Annotated in this window: 20 protein-coding genes; 5 read left to right on the top strand and 15 right to left on the bottom strand. The window is 54.3% G+C overall.

Annotated elements, in window-relative coordinates; translation table 11 throughout:
- Positions 1 to 57 precede the first annotated feature (57 nt).
- Entirely contained in the window at positions 58 to 252 is a 195-nt protein-coding gene (gene petP, locus L5220_RS01375; protein WP_099799415.1) for a cytochrome b6f subunit PetP, read from the bottom strand.
- Positions 253 to 324: 72 nt separating this feature from the next.
- Between petP and L5220_RS01380 the strand changes: the two genes are divergently transcribed.
- The gene (locus L5220_RS01380; RefSeq protein ID WP_448514774.1) at positions 325 to 1,383 is read left to right on the top strand and encodes a D-alanine--D-alanine ligase family protein; all 1,059 of its coding nucleotides are present in this window, start codon (positions 325 to 327) and stop codon (positions 1,381 to 1,383) included.
- Here L5220_RS01380 and L5220_RS01385 read toward each other — a convergent pair.
- From L5220_RS01385 to L5220_RS01395, 3 genes are read right to left on the bottom strand one after another with little or no spacing between them, the layout of a single operon-like run.
- The gene (locus tag L5220_RS01385; RefSeq protein WP_499571133.1) at positions 1,367 to 3,574 is read right to left on the bottom strand and encodes a glycosyltransferase; all 2,208 of its coding nucleotides are present in this window, start codon (positions 3,572 to 3,574) and stop codon (positions 1,367 to 1,369) included. The two genes, L5220_RS01380 and L5220_RS01385, sit on opposite strands and share 17 nt — an antisense overlap.
- A gap of 15 nt (positions 3,575 to 3,589) precedes the next feature.
- Positions 3,590 to 4,669 carry a PIN/TRAM domain-containing protein gene (locus L5220_RS01390; RefSeq protein WP_448514772.1) on the bottom strand — a complete coding sequence of 360 codons (1,080 nt, stop codon included), beginning with the start codon at positions 4,667 to 4,669 and terminating at the stop codon, positions 3,590 to 3,592.
- Between the two features lie 49 nt (positions 4,670 to 4,718).
- Positions 4,719 to 5,687 carry an HMA2 domain-containing protein gene (locus tag L5220_RS01395; protein ID WP_499571135.1) on the bottom strand — a complete coding sequence of 323 codons (969 nt, stop codon included), beginning with the start codon at positions 5,685 to 5,687 and terminating at the stop codon, positions 4,719 to 4,721.
- A gap of 104 nt (positions 5,688 to 5,791) precedes the next feature.
- On the opposite strand from L5220_RS01395, the gene L5220_RS01400 reads away from it, so the two are divergent.
- Complete coding sequence (locus tag L5220_RS01400; protein WP_099799410.1) at positions 5,792 to 6,814, top strand: ABC transporter ATP-binding protein; 1,023 nt, start codon at positions 5,792 to 5,794, stop codon at positions 6,812 to 6,814.
- A gap of 7 nt (positions 6,815 to 6,821) precedes the next feature.
- Here the strand turns inward: L5220_RS01400 and L5220_RS01405 are convergent, their stop codons facing one another.
- The 10 genes from L5220_RS01405 to L5220_RS01450 form a co-directional block, all read right to left on the bottom strand.
- Entirely contained in the window at positions 6,822 to 7,136 is a 315-nt protein-coding gene (locus tag L5220_RS01405) for a hypothetical protein (protein WP_499571137.1), read from the bottom strand.
- An 87-nt stretch (positions 7,137 to 7,223) separates the two neighbouring features.
- Entirely contained in the window at positions 7,224 to 7,844 is a 621-nt protein-coding gene (gene ruvA, locus L5220_RS01410; protein WP_499571139.1) for a Holliday junction branch migration protein RuvA, read from the bottom strand.
- 319 nt (positions 7,845 to 8,163) lie between these two features.
- A complete protein-coding gene (hisF, locus tag L5220_RS01415) occupies positions 8,164 to 8,931 on the bottom strand; it encodes an imidazole glycerol phosphate synthase subunit HisF (protein ID WP_448526470.1) in 768 nt (255 codons plus the stop codon).
- Positions 8,932 to 9,007: 76 nt separating this feature from the next.
- Entirely contained in the window at positions 9,008 to 9,667 is a 660-nt protein-coding gene (locus L5220_RS01420) for a hypothetical protein (protein ID WP_099799406.1), read from the bottom strand.
- Complete coding sequence (locus L5220_RS01425; RefSeq protein WP_099799405.1) at positions 9,664 to 10,254, bottom strand: DUF3177 family protein; 591 nt, start codon at positions 10,252 to 10,254, stop codon at positions 9,664 to 9,666. Before L5220_RS01425 ends, L5220_RS01420 begins: the two co-directional genes overlap by 4 nt.
- Positions 10,255 to 10,448: 194 nt before the next feature.
- Entirely contained in the window at positions 10,449 to 11,798 is a 1,350-nt protein-coding gene (locus tag L5220_RS01430; RefSeq protein ID WP_499571142.1) for a gluconeogenesis factor YvcK family protein, read from the bottom strand.
- Complete coding sequence (locus L5220_RS01435) at positions 11,782 to 12,192, bottom strand: hypothetical protein (RefSeq protein WP_099799403.1); 411 nt, start codon at positions 12,190 to 12,192, stop codon at positions 11,782 to 11,784. Before L5220_RS01435 ends, L5220_RS01430 begins: the two co-directional genes overlap by 17 nt.
- An 84-nt stretch (positions 12,193 to 12,276) precedes the next feature.
- Complete coding sequence (gene ygfZ, locus L5220_RS01440) at positions 12,277 to 13,218, bottom strand: CAF17-like 4Fe-4S cluster assembly/insertion protein YgfZ (protein ID WP_448514444.1); 942 nt, start codon at positions 13,216 to 13,218, stop codon at positions 12,277 to 12,279.
- Positions 13,203 to 14,411, bottom strand: a complete 1,209-nt coding sequence (locus L5220_RS01445; protein ID WP_499571144.1) for a class I SAM-dependent methyltransferase — start codon at positions 14,409 to 14,411, stop codon at positions 13,203 to 13,205. The genes ygfZ and L5220_RS01445 overlap by 16 nt, the downstream gene beginning before the upstream one ends.
- Entirely contained in the window at positions 14,408 to 15,463 is a 1,056-nt protein-coding gene (locus L5220_RS01450; RefSeq protein WP_499571146.1) for a thiamine phosphate synthase, read from the bottom strand. The genes L5220_RS01445 and L5220_RS01450 overlap by 4 nt, the downstream gene beginning before the upstream one ends.
- Positions 15,464 to 15,527: 64 nt before the next feature.
- Between L5220_RS01450 and L5220_RS01455 the strand changes: the two genes are divergently transcribed.
- Complete coding sequence (locus tag L5220_RS01455) at positions 15,528 to 16,076, top strand: hypothetical protein (protein ID WP_499571148.1); 549 nt, start codon at positions 15,528 to 15,530, stop codon at positions 16,074 to 16,076.
- Between the two features lie 397 nt (positions 16,077 to 16,473).
- Here the strand turns inward: L5220_RS01455 and L5220_RS01460 are convergent, their stop codons facing one another.
- Entirely contained in the window at positions 16,474 to 17,034 is a 561-nt protein-coding gene (locus L5220_RS01460) for an Npun_F5560 family protein (protein ID WP_499571150.1), read from the bottom strand.
- Between the two features lie 59 nt (positions 17,035 to 17,093).
- Between L5220_RS01460 and rsmH the strand changes: the two genes are divergently transcribed.
- Positions 17,094 to 17,966 carry a 16S rRNA (cytosine(1402)-N(4))-methyltransferase RsmH gene (gene rsmH / locus L5220_RS01465; protein ID WP_499571152.1) on the top strand — a complete coding sequence of 291 codons (873 nt, stop codon included), beginning with the start codon at positions 17,094 to 17,096 and terminating at the stop codon, positions 17,964 to 17,966.
- A gap of 86 nt (positions 17,967 to 18,052) precedes the next feature.
- Positions 18,053 to 18,508 carry a hypothetical protein gene (locus L5220_RS01470; protein WP_198406016.1) on the top strand — a complete coding sequence of 152 codons (456 nt, stop codon included), beginning with the start codon at positions 18,053 to 18,055 and terminating at the stop codon, positions 18,506 to 18,508.
- Positions 18,509 to 18,510: the final 2 nt, after the last annotated feature.

The following is an 18,510-nucleotide window of genomic DNA, read 5'->3' on the forward strand; positions in this document are numbered from 1 at the left end:
ACGCTGTGCCCGCAAAAGCACCACAATACAACGTACCACTAATGGGGCAACAGGGGGCTAGCCAACGGCTTCGATTTCGTCTTCAAAAAACCATGTACTGGAGCGATCATCAAAGGTGACCACCACCCCGACTCCACTGCCGTCAGTCATCTTAAAGCCCGTGACTTGACCGACTTGACCCAGTTTTTTGAGCACTTCTTGGGCGACGCGATCGCGAATCCGGCAGACGCGCACTTTTTGCCCCACGTCCATAGCAACTCCCAAAGTTTGTATAATCCTTGAAAATCGTACCAAGAAACGGTCGCGTTAACACAGGTTTACATTATGGGTCGTCTGCGGGTTGGGTTACTATTTGGCGGTCGCTCGCGGGAGCACGAGGTCTCGGTTGTATCGGCGGCGGCAATTGCCCAAGCCTTTGCCGATCCTCTCAATGGCGATCGCTATGAGGTGGTGCCCATTTATATTCAAAAAGATGGTCGTTGGCGGTGTACCGAAACCGTCAGTGCGCCAGCGCCTTCTCTAGAGAATCAATCCCTGTGGTCATTTCCGGCAGTGGCAGAAACCATTGATGTTTGGTTTCCCATCCTCCACGGCCCCAACGGTGAAGATGGCACAATTCAAGGACTGTTGGAAATGATGCAACGTCCCTACGTGGGGTCTGGGGTGGCGGCCTCCGCCATTGGCATGGATAAAATTTTAATGAAAACGTTTTTTGGAGCGGTGGGGCTACCGCAAGTGCGGTATGTAGCGATCAGCCGCTCAGAACTTTGGTCGGATCCGTGCCGTTATCGTCAGGTGTGCGATCGCATCGAAACCGAATTGGGCTACCCCTGCTTTGTCAAGCCGGCCAACCTTGGCTCATCAGTCGGCATTTCTAAAGCCAAGAATCGCCAACAGTTGACCACTGCCCTAGAAACCGCCGCCGAACTAGATCGGCGCATCATTGTGGAAGCAGGGGTAGTAGCGCGAGAACTCGAGTGTGCCGTCCTCGGCAATGATGCTCCCCAAGCCTCAGTCGTGGGTGAAATTACCTACAGTAGTGAATTCTACGACTACGACACCAAATATACGGATGGCCGAGCTGATCTGAAGATTCCGGCAGATATTCCAGCAGCGGTGAGTGACACCATTCAAGCCATAGCGCTGAAAGCCTTTACAGCCTTGGATGGGGCAGGTCTAGCACGGTTTGACTTTTTTTACCTGCCGGACAGTGGCGAAATTTTAATTAACGAAGTCAATACGTTACCAGGGTTTACGGCACTGAGTATGTACCCGCAGTTGTGGGCTGCCAGTGGCCTGTCGTTTCCAGAACTGGTGCATCGGCTCGTGCAATTAGCGCTTGAGCGACACAGCCAAACCTACGTGGTTAACTGTACAGCGTAAAGAGGGAGCGAAAGTCAAACAGTCGCCGCAGCATGGCCCCAAAGGCATCAATTGCATGGGGCGCCTTGGGTTTGTGCCACCACGTCAAGCCGCCGTACAGAAGTTGGACAAGGCCACGGCTAGCGGCCTCATCAACCTCTAAAAACCGCAGATAAAGACAACTGCGCTCATCCTCCTGCCGCATCCGCACAACTGCTGCCTGAACCTTAAAGTCTTGCTCTAAAAAGGTCAGGGTTCCAGTGAGGATCGGCTGCGGGGGAACCTGCCGCCCGGCGGTTAGCAGTAGCGCTGCCCCGCTTTCCGAAAGATCGCGGGTATAGCCCCAGAACGTTTGTGACCCCAGCTCAAACCGACACACGGTACAGATAGGAAAGCGATCGCTTTGACGGCGCGTGGGCTGATCAATTGCTGCTAGCACCGCAATCAAAGCAATTACGGCATTATAAACCGTCCAGGCCAGCATGACCTCTAAGCCAGCGCGCTCGTACTCCAGCGGCGGCCACACCCCAAACCAATAGCCCCCATAACGGACAAAAATCCCAAAAACCGAAGCTAGCACCAACAGGAGCAGCGGCCAGGTAAACGCCAAATTCAGATGTTTGCGATTTGAGAGGGTTCCTTTGTTCGTCACAACGCTGCCAATTTTGCCAAAGGGATTGCGTAGAATTTTTATTAACTGCACCATCCCAGGAAAGGCAAACATCACCTCATACACTTCACCCCACAGCGAAAAGTAACGCCCCTCCGTCGCCCAGCTAAAGGTTGCCAGCGTTAACAGTGTATAGGGGATAGCAAAGTAAAGATATTCCCAAAAGGTAGCTACCGTGAGAGACACCCCTGTCATCAGGCTCACAAAGGGACCCACCAGAAAACAAGCGCGAGTAAAGGGGTTAAAGTTGTACAACAGGAGCGATAGGTGACAACTGCGCTGAAACCACGACAGCGTTGACCAAATAGGTAAATCATCACCACAGAAATAGATCTGCATATTGCCTTGCAGCCAGCGCAACCGCTGCTCTAGGTGATCGCGGAAGTTACGGGGAGACTCCCCTAAGCTCAGAATTTCGTTGAGATAGATCAAGCGGTAACCGGCAATCTGCATCTTGGTGCCGGTTTGGAAGTCTTCGACAACACAGCGGGTGTAGTAGCCCCCCACCGCCTCAAGATCGCGACGGCGCACGACGTAGGAGGTACCGCAGCAGATAATAGCGTTGCCAAAATCGCGCCCGGGCTGAATAAAGCCAAAAAAGTACTCCATATCCCCCGGCATCATGAATTCAATCCCTAAGTTTTGGGCGTGGTAATCGGGGTTAAAAAAGTGTTGGGGGGTTTGCACCATGGAAATTTGGTCATTTTGAAAAAAGCCAACGGTACGGCTTAGAAAGTTTTGGAAAGGGATAAAGTCAGCATCAAAGACAGCAATAAGTTCACCGTTGGTTTGCTGGAGGGCATGGTTGAGGTTGCCTGCCTTGCGGTGTTCGTTGGTAGGGCGGGTAATGTAGTGCACCCCCAGTTGAGCGCATAGATCTGCGACTTCCGAACGTCGGCCATCATCCAAGATGTAAATGGTTTTATTGCGGTAGTTCATCCCCTGACAGGCAACAATAGTGCGGCGCAAAATGTAGGGAGGTTCGTTATAAGTGGGAACAAGAATATCAACACTGGGGCAATATTCCCCTGCAAGGACAGCCGCTTGATAGTAATTTGCCTCGCGGGAGCGCTGGCGATCCGTGAGCCATGCTGTTTGGTAAACGTAGAGCACATAGGTAATGAAATACAGAACCTCTAGCCCATAGAAGCTAATACTAGCAATGGCGCTAAACCAATGGGCAGTGTTGAGAGTCGCCAAACCGCGCCATAGCAGATAGCGAAAGCCAAACAGGATCACAATCAAGCGAATGACAAGGCGGGTAACATTATTACTGGGAATGATGTTGAGAGAGAGCGCCACCAGCGCTGCAACGACTAAAGGCCACCACTGACTGAGATCACCCCGTGGCAGTTGCAGCAGTTCGGGCAGGGGTCGTAACTCATTAGGGTTAACCAGCCCAATGGGAAATAGGGTCGGCTGCCAGACTGTGGCCAACAGCACCGCCACAAAGGTCAGCACGCTGAAAACAAAAAAGCCCCACACCCACGGCGACACCAGTTGCGGCGGGCTAGCTGGTTTTGAGTGTGGTTCTTGAGTCATGGGTTGTCTATGACGCTAGGCAATGGTCGGCATTTGCAGGCGGGCAAAAATCATCCGACCGGCAGAGGTTTGCAGGGCACTGGTGACCACCACTGACAACTGATCGCCGATGTGATCAACGCCCTCCTCGACCACCACCATGGTGCCGTCTTCTAGGTAGCCAATCCCTTGAGCCGGTTCCTTGCCCTCTTTGAGAATTTTGAGTTCCAGCGTATCTCCGGGTAAGTAGATGGGGCGTAGGGCTTGAGCCAGTTCGTTGACGTTAAAGACATCAACTTTTTGGAAGCGAGCGACTTTGTTAAGGTTAAAGTCGTTGGTGACAAGGGTGCCGTTAATTTCTTGGCATAGGCGCACCAGTTTGGCATCCACCGTGGTCAAGTCTGGGTAGTCTGCGGAGTGAATGACAATGCGATCGCCTAGGTTAGCTTGGATGCGGTTCAGTACATCTAGGCCGCGGCGACCCCGACTGCGCTTTTGATCATTGGCGGCATCCGCAATCAGTTGCAGTTCTTGCAGCACAAACTGAGGCACAATAATTTGCCCTTCCAATACGCCTAAGTTCAACAGGGCTTCAATGCGACCATCAATAATGCAACTGGTATCCAAGACCTTAGCACGGGCAGGTTTGATCATTCCTTCTGCCAAGAGGCTGCTTTCAACGGAGTTAGGGTTGACCAGCCGCAGTAGGGCGCGACCATGACTATCGGCCAAGGTTGTCCCAGAATAGGCAAAGACAATACTGGTGAGAACAGCCACCAAGGGTTTAATAAAGGAAAAATCCCTAGGAATCGGCAACAGAAAAATGGGAGCCAGCATCAGGTTGGCCAATAGCAACCCCACCACTAGCCCTACGGCTCGCGATAGTAAGGTATCAGCAGGGAGCTGACGAATATTGCGCTCAAGGCGATGGTAGAGGGTTTGCAATAACAGGCCAAGGGCAATGCCCACTAGCCCACCAAACCCTGCGGTGACCCACTGTAAGCCCCTAACGTTCGCAACTTGATCAAGCACCGCCGTTGGCAATAGGTCAATGCTATTGAAGCCAACGGCAATCCCCATTACCACAATAATGAGGAGTAAAAGTGTATCGAGCATCGGTTTGCTCCTGCCGTGCTGGACGATCCATAAGCCGTTACTTTATGGATTATACTTCCTTCTTCTGGGGGGCGGTTGTCAGGGCTGGCTCGCTCATGTCTAACTGCCGACTGATGCGGGTGCCAGCGCGGATGCCAACGGCCTCTGCGTGGGGACCTAGGGTGAGCCGCGCCAGTACCCCCCCCAAGGTTGCCCACAGGGTTTCTCCCACAAAGGAGCGGCTGGCCTTCAACCACCACTCCAGTACCACGTTAACGGAGGGGGGAGTGGGGTCAACAGGGGTGGGTTCGGCTATCTGGCGGCCAAGGTCTTCGCCCACCTGAGAGCCAATCATGCTGCCGAGAACTCGCCCTACGGTTTCTCCCACAGGCCCCATCACCACTTGCCCAGCGAGACCTCCGGCAATTTCCCCAGCGGTTTCGCCAATTTTATCGCCAGTGCGAACCTCTAGGGCTTTAGCAACTTGCTGGGGGGTCTGCTCAAAGGAGGTAAACTGCAATTGGCTAATTTGTTCGGTGGTGCTCATCCCCAGACGGGCACCAATCACTCCACCCACAAAGGTGCCCACTTGTACCCCCATGACGGCTCCGGCAGGCCCCATAAACACCCCCCCCGCTGTGGCACCCACCATCCCTCCCACCATATCCCCAAGGTACCCCCCCACCACAAAGCCCCCCATGGCTGTGGCTTTGTGCCCTACCTCTTCGGGTTCTAGGGCAAAGGCGCGGGTCAGGTTTCGCAGTCCTTTGTTGCCTTGGCCAACAATTTGCACATCCCCCCACAATTGAATGGCTGCCAGCAGTTGCAGGGGGGTAATCTGCTCTAGTTGATACTCAAGGGTAACGGAAGCGGCAAGGGGATTACAGTGAACGGCTCTGATGCCTTCTAGGGTGTGGAGGTAAGCAACTAGGGAGTCTCGAAAGGCCGGATCACGTTTTAGCTCTTGAATCCGCAGGCGGAGGCGATCGCCCGTGAGGTGCATCACTTCAGCAATCGGGGCAGTGTCAGCAGCAGCCATGGCGATTCCTCTCAGAAGGCTCTACCGTTGTTCTAGCATGTACCCAAAAGCCGTGGGGAATTCTGTCAGAATGTGAAGATGACGGCGTTGAGGTTACAAGTGCCATGTCAGTCACGGTCAAGGTTGAACATCTCAAAAAGTCCTACGGCGCGGTGACGGCGGTTGAGGATGTATCTTTYACCGTTGAGGCAGCCGAAATTTTTGGCCTGCTTGGCCCCAATGGTTCCGGTAAAACGACGACTCTACGCTGTTTATGTACGCTCTCGCAGGCAGATGCGGGACACTTGGAAGTCTGTGGCCTCTCGGTGACCACTCAGCCTCACTTGGTGCGCCAAAAGCTGGGCTATGTGGCTCAGGAGGTGGCACTCGATAAGATTCTCACGGGTCAGGAGTTTTTAGAACTGCAAGCGGCGCTCTACCATATTCCCCGCGCCCTGATTCCCCAACGCATTGAAGCAGTGCTGGAGCGTCTGGATCTGCGGCAATGGCGCGATCGCAAGTGTGGCACCTATTCCGGGGGGATTCGCAAGCGCTTTGATCTGGCGGCGGGGTTGCTGCACCAACCCCAAGTTCTGATTTTAGATGAACCGACGGTCGGACTAGACATTGAAAGTCGGCAGGTGATCTGGGACATCTTGCGGGAACTTAAAGCCGAAGGGTTAACGATTATCCTCACCAGTCATTACCTTGAAGAGGTGGATCTCCTCAGCGATCGCCTTGCCATTCTTGATAGGGGGCGGGTGATTGCCAGTGGCTCCCCTGCTGACCTCAAGGCTAACCTTGGGGGCGATCGCATCACGGTGCGGATACGGGAGTTTACCCCCTACAGCGAAGCCCAGACAACCCAAGCGTTACTGATGCAATTGCCCTGCGTAAAATCCGTCGTCATTAACCGTAACCAAGGCAATTCCCTAAACTTGGTTGTGACGGAGGCTGCGGTTGCCCTAGCGGAGATTCAAGCCGCCCTAGAAACAGCAATGCTCCCCATCTTTAGCTTGGCGCAATCCCGCCCGAGTTTGGATGATGTTTATCTAGCTGCCACTGGCCAAACCCTACTGGATGCCGATTTGGCGGCCAGTGCTCAGCGAGATAGCAAACAGCTTAAAAAGGAGGCCATGCAACGCTGAGGATTCCTTAGTGATGGCTATCGCACCCCCCGTTGGTGAGTTCGTCGCCGTAGTTGTCGTAGTCGTCGCCCCCCTCAACCAACTCTGGTTCCTCAAGGACTGGGCTGAGCAGGACGGCCATTTCTGCCTCGTGGTGGGTCAACCACTGCCCCTGGGTACGCAGCCAGCGGGGAGCATTGAGGTAGCGGGCAAAATACCATGGCGGGGCAGTCGGCTGGGTGATCTCGGCTTGAACCCGCACCGTCTCTCCGGGGTAGTAGGCATCCTCGGAGTCAACGTCTAGCCATACTTTTTGGCCAATAATATCTTGGGGAAGCATCATAATTTGTGATTCCTCGAGGAACCTCACTCTACCTTAATTGTATAAGTTGTAGCGGATTTCAGAAATTTTTGCAGCGCCTTTTGATGTTTATGCATAGCGACTCAGCCAAGCGATCGCCTCCCGTAACCATGCTTCAGGATCACTCGTTTGGGCAAGGCTCGTGGTTTGGCCTACAGCAATGAGTGCCTCTTGAATCTCGCGATCGCTATAGCCCAAGGCCAGTAAGGTTAGTTCTAGCTCCTCCTGTAGAGAGGCTGTGGGCACCCCAGCGGCGGCAGTGTGCTGTCGCCATGCTGCCAAGGAGGCTTTTAGCTCAAGGGCAATCCGCTCAGCGGTTTTTTGGCCAACCCCCGGAGTGCGGCTCAGCCGCTGGGTATTGCCACTCACAATGGCCTGCACTAAATCCGGCAGGGGAAGCGTATCCAACAGGGCAAGCGCAAGTTGGGGCCCCACCCCATTCACCCGAATTAACCGTGAAAACATCTCCCGCTCTGCGGCACTGCCAAAGCCGTACAAACTTAGCTGATCGTCACGGACAATCAGATGGGTAAAAATTTGCACCACTTTACTGCTGGGAGGGTAGGCTCTGAGGAGATGGGAGGTCACACTCAGGCGGTAGCCAATTCCCTGAACCTCCAGCACCAAAAAAGAGCGGTTTGAGCCATCTTGCTGCTGGTCAACGACACAACCTTTGAGGTAAGCAAACACGGTTACTATGCCCAGTCCAGTGCTAGTTTAGTAATAGTTTTTAACCGTTTCAGCGAGCAACGTCGTTGCCATCGTCAGCTCGTTCAGCTATAGTATAGACAGTTCGGGCTATCAATCCCCCGCATAGCCCTACTGAAATCCCCGAAAAGGTAAGTTACACCGAAAGGGTAATGCTCAAATCAAAGATCCTGCAGCCGTCGCTTCAGAAAATGGTATGGATGTCTTTGATGCCGAAGGGATTTTTTCCAAATTTTCGCAACCGTCTGCGTCAAGCTCTCTGCTTGGCTGCGAGCTATAGGCTGAATAGGTCACAGCCGAGTCATTGCCGCACGGGCACTTGATGGCGAGCCAAATGGGCTTTGATTTCGGCGATGGTTAGTTGGCCATAGTGAAGGAGGGAAGCCAGGAGCGCTGCTTCAGCTTTGCCCTCGGTCAGGGCTGCCCGAATGTGATCACAGGTGCCCGCTCCACCGGACGCAATGACGGGGATTTCCACTTGCTCGGCAATGGCACGGGTGAGCGCCAGATCATAGCCCGCTTGAGTGCCATCGGCATCCATACTTGTGATCAGCAGTTCGCCTGCTCCTCGCTGTGCCATTTCCACTGCCCATGCCACTGCATCTAACCCTGTGGCTTCCCGTCCACCCCGTACATAGACTTGCCAGCGGGGCTGATCTGCACTGGGATCGCGGCGAGCATCAATGGCGACCACAATACATTGGGCACCAAAGCGATCGCTGGCCTGATTCACTAAATCCGGCTGCCGCACCGCTGCGGAGTTAAGGCTAACTTTATCGGCTCCAGCACGCAGAAGATCCTTAATCATGCTGAGGGACTGAATACCACCGCCCACAGTGAGGGGAATAAACACTTGATCCGCTGTACGGTACACCACATCAATGAGAATATTTCGTTCTTCGTGGGTTGCCGTAATATCCAGAAACACCAGTTCATCAGCTCCCGCTGCATTATAGGCTTGGGCTAGCTCCACTGGATCGCCTGCATCCCGCAGATTGACAAAATTCACTCCCTTGACGACCCGTCCAGCCTTGACATCAAGACAGGGGAGTATTCGTTTGGCAAGCATGAGTCCTCCTTAGGGTATATGCTACACGACTGGCGCCTGCTCGGGTGAGTGTTGAGACTCAGCAATTGACTAGACTTTACTGTACAGTGACGCGGCGACCGCCACCGCTGACAAAAATAATGGCGCGATCCTCAGTCATTGGCTCCCAACCCACGTCAAAGCCATTGCGCCAAGCGATCGCCCGTGCGGCGCGAAAACAATCAAAACTATCGGGGCGGACAAAAAAGATCAGGGAATGGCGACTAGGGGAAAGACGACGGAGGGTTTGGCGGAAGGTGGAGGTTGAGGTATCAAGGCTGGCAACGGACTCGCCACCAAAGCGATCGCGGGGCTGAAATAGAGTTTGAATAATGGGTTGCCCCCCAAAATTGACTAAACTAAGCCGCACAGTATAGTAGCGAGTGTTATGGGAAAAGTCCCTAAACTGCCGCTGGAGGTGCTGCGGATCTACAAATGGATTGTCATTCACCCGCCGAAAGAACTGCTGAATGGCCGCGCTGGCATTGTCTTCATCGAGGGGGATGGCTCGATTCCCGCGGCACTCAAAGAAGTAGCCCTGTTTACGGGTTTCGCGGGCAATGGGGGTGCGCACAAGGGCAGGAGACACGGCCGCCGTTAAACTGGCGAACAGACAGACGAAGATCATGACCCCCACCGTATTGGTGAGCACATCCAGAAACGAGTCAAGGTTTTGGCTGGGCTGCTGTGGCTGAGGCCGCCGTCGCGATCGTTTCATAGGCCAGTGGCTGATCGCCCCTGCTTAGGTAACCGCACAAAGACAAAATAGCTCAGGTACAGCACATAAATCACTAAGGCCACTGCGGCAAAGAAACCAAGGGTGCCCGGCCGCGCTTGGGCATGGAACATATCCTTGAACAGGAGGGGTGCTTCTAGCCACACGTGACAACTGGGGGTTGCCACCGCTCCGGGTACGAAGGCGCAGGGCAGATAAAAGGCTTGACCGACTGCTGCTAAGACACAGTAGAGCGTGACTGCCCACCGCCAACTACTAAAGACTTGACCGATTAAGTCTTGGCGATCGTTAATTTCTTCGTTGAGATCGACCCAAAACCAAAGGCTAATGGGAATGAGCACCAAGGCCATGAAACCAGTAACGTAGGCCACCGGCCACTGCGGCATCATTAGATACACCGTAATTGCTAGCAAACTCGCCACACGCCAATAAATCACTAGCAGATGGCTAATCGCCGGCACATTCTGGATGGTGGCCCACAACAGCAACAGCAGGGGCAGCACCACGGTAAAGAGCACGGCAAGGCGATAATCCATCCATACTAGCGATCGCAGAAGTTCAAGGGGCATGGCAGCCAATTTACACCACTAGGACGGTATCTATTATCTGTGATGTCCTTTGGCTGACACAAGTCGTGACCTCTTCTCGACGCTGACCTTACCCTTCGGGAAGCAAGCGGCAGCTACAACGCGGGACTTGTCACTTCCCGAGCCCTGCACAAGTTAACTGAGTTGTCCGTAACTCCTCTTTGCAGTAGGGGAGTTCACAGGGATTGCACCCGACCATACCAACGCATCAAGATCGTCGCTAGCTTTTGCGAGTCATGGCGCACTGTGGGGGTGGTTTCATCCATCACATCCGCCAAAATTAAGCGGCAGTTGAGGCGTGCCAGTTCGTCGCGATCGATGGCTACAACGTCACTGCCTTGTTGCCTATAGTGGCTAAGGTGGGCGGCACTGGGGGGATATTTTTGGACGAGGATGGCATCAAAGAGGCGATCGCCCGTTACCTTATCTAAGGCTCGCACGTGATCGCTCACCCGATACCCATCGGTTTCCCCCGGCTGTGTCATGATATTACACACGTAAACACAGGGACAGCGACGCTCGGCAAGAGCTTGGGCAATATCCGGCACCAGCAAGTTGGGGATAACACTGGTATAGAGGCTGCCCGGACCAAGGATGATGTAGTCGGCATCGCGAATCGCTTGGATCGCACGCGGCAGTGCAGTCGGCGCAGGCGGCGAGCAGCCAATTTCAACAATTTGTCCTTTGGCTGCGGTGATGTTCGATTCGCCATGGATTAAACGACCATCCGCAAGGCGTGCCCAAAGGGTCATGTCCGTCAGAGTGGCCGGTAGAACCTGACCGCGAATGGCGAGCACAGCAGAACTGGTGGCGATCGCCCGCTCGAGATCCCCCGTAATGTTGGTCATGGCCGTTAAAAATAAATTGCCAAAGCTATGGCCTGCCAACCCATCCCCCGCATCAAAACGATACTGGAATAGCTCTGTCACTAACTTTTCTTCATCCGCCAAGGCGGCTAAACAGTTGCGAATATCCCCTGGCGGCAAGACCCCAATTTCCCGCCGCAGTCGCCCTGAAGAGCCACCATCGTCCGCCATCGTCACAATGGCCGTAATGTTGGCACTAAACACTTTTAAGCCCCGCAATAGGGTCGATAGCCCCGTGCCACCGCCAATGGCCACAATTTTAGGTCCGCGCTCTAGGCGCCGATGGGTCAGCAATCGTTCCACAAGCGCTTTGTCATCGTCCGGCAGCAGCACTTGGGTAATGGAGCCAAGGGTACGGGCATAGCCCCACCAAATTAGGGCAATGCCACCCAAAAAGAGGAGGGGACCACTCACATAGCTGGGCACAAAGCGTGCCAAGGTTTGCAGCAGTTGCTCGATAAACTGTAGCGTGTAAAAAACAGGGGTTAGGTTAACGCTAATGGCTAGGCCAAGGCTCGCTAGGAGTACCCCAACCGTACTAATTAACAGCCAACGCTTTACCAGTAGCCCTGGCAGCAACCATTGAGACCAGAGGCGCAATTTACGGCGAGCAGGTCGCAGAGTTGCCGAAAGTTGACGAGCCTTATTCGCTCTCCTCATCCGCACCGATGCCAAGATAGGTCTTGCTGAGATAGCGGGTCAGCCGTTGCAATGGGTTTGCTATATTGGCCTTGTGATCCGCTTTATTGCTGTTGATCGGCACTCCCAAAATACCCGAAAATTCATCGTCACTGAGCTCTCCTGCTTGGTGCTGGGCGAAGGAGTCCACAACGTCAATCAGTTCGGTTGTCGAAAATTCAAAGCCATGCTGATTGGCAAAGTCAACGACCTTGGGCGCCAGTTCTCCTTTGAGGGCGGCTAATTCCTCGGTATCGAGTTCAGCAGCACCACTGATGTTGCCGTCGCCAACCCCTAAAAGGGCTTCTAACTCATCCCGCAATGAAGCATCCTCGGCAGTTTTTTGCATAAACGCTAATACCTGTGCCGTTGCCATAGGCTCCCTTCCTTACGATCACTAAGGTGAGTAGAATATCTGGACGAACCGATTGGATTATAACATTCTCTGTTCAGAGTATTTTTAAGCAACAGTTCTTAAGAAGGGCACCTCGACCACCTGCGCCTGACGGTTACTGCTCACCTGTAGGGTCAACCCAGCCCCTCCCACTTTGGTGCGGACATAGCCCAAGCCAAAAGCACCGCTCCCTAGGGGGGTGCAACTGGTTAGTAGGCCAACCTTTTCCCCCGCAAGAAATAGAGGGGTGGGTACCGTCACGCAACCGTTGAGGTCGAGTCCCCACAGGTGTTGCTTCACCCCTTGGTAGGTGTTAAGGCGAGCAATGGTTTCTTGGCCAATGTAGCAGCCCTTGTCAAAAGACAGGGTATGGCCGAGGCGAGCTTCAAGGGGGTTGTAGTCTTCGGTGAGTTCGGCATCTGCCGCAGGTCGGCCTTGGCGAATGCGGATGTGCTCCCATTCAGGGTCTTGCAGTTGGGGATAGGTGCCAAGCCAATCTGTGAGGGGGCGATCGCTCCAGAGGGTGAACCCCGGCAGGGCAAGGCCACTCGTGGCGGCCACCGTTAGGGAACGGCCCCCCTGCGCCACCGTAACGTGTTGGTAAGGGGTGGTGAACTCAGGCAGGCCAAGGGTGTGCCGAATGGTGTGGGCAACCTCCCCAAACAGCCGATAGCAATAGCTACTGGCGGTCAGATCGCTCACTTGGACGTCATCGCCAAAGAAGATGTATTTATCCAACCATTGCAGTAAAAACGCCCGCCGTTGGGGGGAGACGAGTAGATCGACCCACTCCTGATGCACCAAGACGGTTGCCAAGTCTAGAGTGCGCGCAGTGGACGTGAGAAAGACCGTATCTGCCCCTTGACCCGGTTTGAGGATTAGGCAGTTATTGGAGGTTTGGTTGTGCAGAAATTTGAGGCGATCGCCCCCCGTTAAGCGCAGCCGACCCCAGTGGGAGCAGTCATAAACAGCACCTTGGGTAGTGAGTGTCGTTAATAGGTCGGCCATGATGCCCCTCCGGGTGCCAAGAGAATCAACTGCCGCTCAAGGAGCGATCGCACCTGTTCAAGGGAAACCTCAGGCTGCTGTGCCAACAGAGCGGCAACGGTAGCTTGGCCATTAGCCGCTGCCAGAAACTGCTGCTCCGCTGCATTCAGGTAAATGACATCGTAGTGGCAATTAAACACACAGCCCCCCGGCCAGCCATCTAAGCAGGGGTGACGGTAAGGAATTGCTGCCAAGACCTGAGCATCGGCTGACCAGTCCTGACGCACGAGGGGTGGCTTCGCCAAGAAGAATTCGTAGTGGGTCATGGCTTCCGGATCAAGGGCTTCAATTAGTTGGTACTGCTCTAGGGGGGATAGGTGTTGTGCTCGCGCTAGTAAGTCCGGCTGAGTGCCCAACAGTCGCTCCAACTGCCACAGACGCGGGTTAGAAAACCCCACAAATTCTAGCCCCGACGCGGCAATCAGCTCAAAGAGACTGGCAATGGTGTAGTCAATTTCCTGCGGATGAACGTACATATCCGCAAAGCATTCATCCCGCTGATTGTCTAGGCTCCAGCGTTCCTGTTCGCGTTTTTTGAGGCGGTTCCCCTCCGGCAGGGCAGCAAAGATCTGCCGACCAATGGCAACCCCTTGGGGATAGTTGCTGCGATCGCTCCCTTGGAGCAAGGCAATGGCACGCTGCATCAGCTTAATTTCCCAGCGTCCCAGTTCGCCATAGACAAAAACATGGAGAATCCCACCGGGTGCCAGCACGTTCGCTAGGGCTTGAATTCCTCTTGCGGGGTCTGGCAGGTGGTGCAGCACCCCCACACAGTTAATCATGTCAAAGGTTTGCCCCAAGTGAGCCACATCGTAAAGACTGCGGTGCTGAAACTGCACGTTGTGGGCGCGCGATCGCCGACAACGCTCCTGAGCAATCTCCAGTGCTCCTTCACTCAGATCAATTGCCATAACTTGGGCGTGGGGGTTCAAATGCGCCAAGTACTCCGTTCCCACTCCTGTGCCACATCCCGCATCCAAAATCGCTACATCTAAGCGGGAGGGATAGCGTCCTGTACAAAAGCTATAGGCAGCTGGCCATGACCACCGCCAGTTGTAGCCCGGAGGTGGCTCATCGAGAATGGGTTCCGGCGGAAACGGATAGGTGTTATACAATTGCCGTACCGCAGCGGTAATCTCAGCGGCAGATGTCATGGTTGGTTCCCCTCGTGCAAGTGTTGAAGTAGGTCTTGGGTGGCCTGTTGTGGATCAGCAGCGTCCATAATGGCGCGTACCACTGCGACATGGGTGGCACCCGCCGCAATAACCTCGCTAATAGTACTGGCATCGATACCGCCAATGGCAAACTGGGGGATCGAGCAGTGGTGGCGAGCGTACTGAAGATAGTCAAACCCCACCGCAGCTTTTCCAGGTTTAGTAGGGGTGGCAAAAACGGGGCCAACACCGACGTAGTCTGCACCCTCCTGCAAGGCGCGCTCGAGTTCTTGGGGGTTGGTGGTGGAGCGTCCCACTAGGCGATCGCCCCCTAGAATCTGTCGAGCAAGGGCAATAGGAAGATCCGTTTGTCCCAAATGCACCCCATCGGCATTGGCACCCACGGCAATATCGACGCGATCGTTCACCAGAAACAGGGCACCATAACGCTGGCACAGAGCCTGTAGCTGCTGTGCGATCTTCAAGCGGGTTTGGTCATCATTCGTTTTATCGCGGTACTGCACCAGTCGCAACCCACCTTTGAGGGCAGCTTCAACCCGCTCAAGCAGGCGATCGCTTGGGGAGGTCACTAGGTATAGCCGTGCGTGGTGCAAGCGTCGCAAACGTCCCTGCCGAGACTGGGGGGATAACGCTTGTTCAAGGATATACACCCGATAGCGCAATGTTTTTGCTGCCGCACTTAGGTCAGCGTGAGTGAGTTTGGCATACTCTTCGATGACGCGCAGCGCCTCTTGAACCCGGGCAAAGTTAGCAGTGAGGACGTCCTGTAGCGTCTGGCGATCGCGCTCCTGGGGATGCGTCAACGCTGTACCCGGATCGTGATCGGTTTGCCGTGCTGAGCGCAATTCCGGCGTATGGTAACCGGCCAGCGTTTGCCGTAACTCTTTACAGGTGGCGGTGAGTTCGGCATCTTCACACCCCAAGCGACACCATTCCTCAATCACCCGTAGGCCTTCGCGGGCGCGATCGAGGTTGGCATCCAAAATCCGGCACACCCTAGCGTGGCAAAGAATGGGAGCTAAATCTTGCATACCCCGTCACATCCCCACAGAAAGGGATAAGCAACACCCATCGTTACGCGTTGTCTGAATCACAATGAAACCGTCGGCTAACACAATCCACCATTCCTCCTGTCGCCAGCAATGGCCATGGGCTGGCTCCCTATGTTTGATCCTACTGGGTTGGGGCACTAGCGTGCAGGCAGCAGAGCCGATTCCGATTCCCGTGCCCCCGCCAGAAGTGACAACACTGGCTCCAATTTCGCCGCCAGAGCCACAAAGCGTTGATACTCGCCTAGAGCGCTTGCCCGTCCCCAGTACCCCAATTCCCATAGGGTATGTGGGGGCAGATGTCACCATGAACCAGTTACCGCCACCACCGGATACAACTGGCATAGATACAGCCCCGTCAGGGCGATCTTTAGCCACCGGCGGACGCTTCCGAGTAATTGTTTTTGACGTGCGGGAGGGGGATATCGCCAATCAAGAACGGTTGCGATCGCTCGTGCCAGAAGTCTTACCTATTAACACAGGTCAGCAGCGGGCACTCCAAGTTGGCAGCTTCCAAAATGAAATTCAAGCCAGCGAACTGCGAGCCTACATGGAAGTCAATGGCTTTCGGGCAGAAATTCAACGTCTGCCCTAAGGCTCATCCAGCAGACCCCTCACCCCAACCCCTCTGGCAGAGGGGGAGAGGGGCTTCGCACCCAGCGTTACCTCTGTTGCCTTCCTACTGTCACAAGGGGAGAGGGGATGAGAGGGCAACATTTTGTCAGTCAACCAGCCCTCAACCCTTAGGAGTGGGGATTGGTCGTGGGGCGGGCAAAACTAAGCGACAAATTTCTGCCACATGACGATAAATATATTCTTCATATCGTCGTGTATCCTGTGTCCAGCTGCCATAAATGTTAATGATTCAGTAAACTATCTCTGAAATCCCTACAATAAGACTAACAACGAGGTACGTTCAGATACGTGGCTTGACCAAAAATTGATAAATCTCGAGTTAAATCGGTAGCCTCACTCATAGCGGCGCTTGAGGATCAGGCATTGCCAAAGCTGGGAATCAGGCTCACGCGAGCTGGTTGTAAGGAGGGAAGACCGTGCTGCTGCTGGCGCGATTGGGCTGCAAGTAGTGCTTGCATATGCCGCAGTTCACTGCGCAGTTGATCATTTTCTTTTTGTAGATGCTCGACTTTCAGTTGGACTTGCTTCAGGCGTTCACTGAATTTTTGACGATAGACTTCGGGCATATCCTGAATCACTCGCTCTAGCATTTGGTTGCGATCGCCCAGTTCAATGACTTGCTGTTTCAGAGCAGTAACTTCCGACTCCCGCTCCTGGGCTTGCTGCTGATAGGCAAGGATTTGCTCTTGGTAGGTGGCAATACGCGCTTCAACGTCTTGAATTTGCTGCTGTAGGCGCTGTAGTGCTTCAGCATTGGCTGCTTCTGCTTTGCGAGCTTGATAAAAGCGCACAAACAACTCAGGGTGCTGCACCATTAACTGATACAGTTCCTCTGAAAGCTGCTGCACTAGCTGATCCCGTACCAGCAGTTCATCGGCTACGTTGAGGGAGGGGGCGCTCAGGGGATGATCGTTCACGGATGCTGCTCTCCAAGGGGATACGCTGTGGTAAATCCTACGCAGACTGATAGACAACCATGCAAAATCTAGAGTTTTCAGGCTATCATCAGCCAGTACTGGCCGCTGCGGTGCTCGATGCCCTTCAACCTAAGGCGGGCGGGTTATATCTAGATGCGACGGTGGGGGGAGGTGGGCATACTGCGCTACTACTGAGCGCTGCACCAACCTGTCGGGTAGTGGCGATCGATCAAGACCCCATGGCCTTGGCGGCAGCCCAAGAGTTCCTCAGGCCGTTTGGCGATCGCGTCCAGTTTTGGCAGGGGAATTTTGCCGATTTTAGGGTGACTGAACCCATGTTTGATGGCATTTTAGCGGATTTGGGGGTGAGTTCAGCCCAGCTAGATCGTGGCGATCGCGGCTTTAGTTTCCGTTTTGACGCTCCGTTGGATATGCGCATGAACCCGAATCAGTCCCTTACTGCAGCCACTGTGATTAACCACTACAGTGAGCAGGATCTAGCCGATATTTTCTACGAGTATGGCGAAGAGCGCTTTTCCCGCCGTATTGCCCGCCACATTGTGGCACGTCGTCCCCTCCACACCACCCAAGAACTGGCACAATTGGTGGCACGAACCCTGAAATCGTCGCCCCGCCAACGCATTCATCCGGCCACGCGGGTGTTTCAGGCGCTGCGCATTTACGTAAATCGGGAATTGGAGGTGCTGGATCAGTTCTTGGCGCTGTCTCCCCACTGGTTGGTTCCCCAAGGTCGCCTTGCAATCATTAGCTTCCACAGTCTGGAAGATCGGCGGGTAAAGCAAGCATGGCGGCAGACCCCCCTATTGACGGCGCTGAATCGTAAACCTATTGTTGCCGACGATACAGAAGTTGCGAGCAACCCCCGCTCACGATCGGCAAAGTTGCGAATTGCAGCGCGCACTTTTGCATGAACCGCCGCATTAGTGCTTTATTTGTGGGTATCTTTACAATGCATCTATCATTCATGGCGTTAACATGCTGAGGAGTGCTTGAGTGTATGGTTGCTGCCCCTAAACTAAAATCTTCGATTGGCTCGCTGCGATCGCGCAGTGGCTCATCCCCGATCCTCACCGAAATTCGCCCTCTTCCCAAGACTCACATGCCTCTATGGCAAAAAACCTTGGTGGGTCTGCAATGGGTCTCTGGGGTGGCGGCAGCCAGCTCAATGGTGGCGCTACTACCTTTGTACGGTTGGCTAGCGCTTTGCGAGCAGCAGTGGAGCCGTGCCTACCATCAACTGGAGCAGCTAAAGCGTCAGGAACGCGAGTTATTGGTCAGTCATGAAACGCTACGCTACCGCGTTACTCAGCAGGTGCAGCAAGCCCCACAGGGTCTAGTTCCCCAGAATCCGCAGCGCGTCTTGTTTGTTCCCAATCAAGCCTCAACAGGGGCAACGCTCCCCGTCCAGATTCCCTCTGTCGCAGTTGCTCCCCACCGTCGGGTTAGTTACTAGTG

The sequence above is a fragment of the Synechococcus sp. PCC 6716 genome (assembly GCF_022570815.1).
GTDB classification, from domain to species: Bacteria; Cyanobacteriota; Cyanobacteriia; order Thermosynechococcales; family Thermosynechococcaceae; genus Thermosynechococcus; species Thermosynechococcus lividus.

Excerpts from the sequence above, each read along its gene's own strand:
- petP (WP_099799415.1), bottom strand. The coding sequence starts at position 252 with ATGGACGTGGGGCAAAAAGTGCGCGTCTGCCGGATTCGCGATCGCGTC.
- L5220_RS01380 (WP_448514774.1), top strand. The coding sequence starts at position 325 with ATGGGTCGTCTGCGGGTTGGGTTACTATTTGGCGGTCGCTCGCGGGAG.
- L5220_RS01385 (WP_499571133.1), bottom strand. The coding sequence starts at position 3,574 with ATGACTCAAGAACCACACTCAAAACCAGCTAGCCCGCCGCAACTGGTG.
- L5220_RS01390 (WP_448514772.1), bottom strand. The coding sequence starts at position 4,669 with ATGCTCGATACACTTTTACTCCTCATTATTGTGGTAATGGGGATTGCC.
- L5220_RS01395 (WP_499571135.1), bottom strand. The coding sequence starts at position 5,687 with ATGGCTGCTGCTGACACTGCCCCGATTGCTGAAGTGATGCACCTCACG.
- L5220_RS01405 (WP_499571137.1), bottom strand. The coding sequence starts at position 7,136 with ATGATGCTTCCCCAAGATATTATTGGCCAAAAAGTATGGCTAGACGTT.
- hisF (WP_448526470.1), bottom strand. The coding sequence starts at position 8,931 with ATGCTTGCCAAACGAATACTCCCCTGTCTTGATGTCAAGGCTGGACGG.
- L5220_RS01420 (WP_099799406.1), bottom strand. The coding sequence starts at position 9,667 with ATGAAACGATCGCGACGGCGGCCTCAGCCACAGCAGCCCAGCCAAAAC.
- L5220_RS01425 (WP_099799405.1), bottom strand. The coding sequence starts at position 10,254 with ATGCCCCTTGAACTTCTGCGATCGCTAGTATGGATGGATTATCGCCTT.
- L5220_RS01430 (WP_499571142.1), bottom strand. The coding sequence starts at position 11,798 with ATGAGGAGAGCGAATAAGGCTCGTCAACTTTCGGCAACTCTGCGACCT.
- L5220_RS01435 (WP_099799403.1), bottom strand. The coding sequence starts at position 12,192 with ATGGCAACGGCACAGGTATTAGCGTTTATGCAAAAAACTGCCGAGGAT.
- ygfZ (WP_448514444.1), bottom strand. The coding sequence starts at position 13,218 with ATGGCCGACCTATTAACGACACTCACTACCCAAGGTGCTGTTTATGAC.
- L5220_RS01445 (WP_499571144.1), bottom strand. The coding sequence starts at position 14,411 with ATGACATCTGCCGCTGAGATTACCGCTGCGGTACGGCAATTGTATAAC.
- L5220_RS01450 (WP_499571146.1), bottom strand. The coding sequence starts at position 15,463 with ATGCAAGATTTAGCTCCCATTCTTTGCCACGCTAGGGTGTGCCGGATT.
- L5220_RS01455 (WP_499571148.1), top strand. The coding sequence starts at position 15,528 with ATGAAACCGTCGGCTAACACAATCCACCATTCCTCCTGTCGCCAGCAA.
- rsmH (WP_499571152.1), top strand. The coding sequence starts at position 17,094 with ATGCAAAATCTAGAGTTTTCAGGCTATCATCAGCCAGTACTGGCCGCT.
- L5220_RS01470 (WP_198406016.1), top strand. The coding sequence starts at position 18,053 with ATGGTTGCTGCCCCTAAACTAAAATCTTCGATTGGCTCGCTGCGATCG.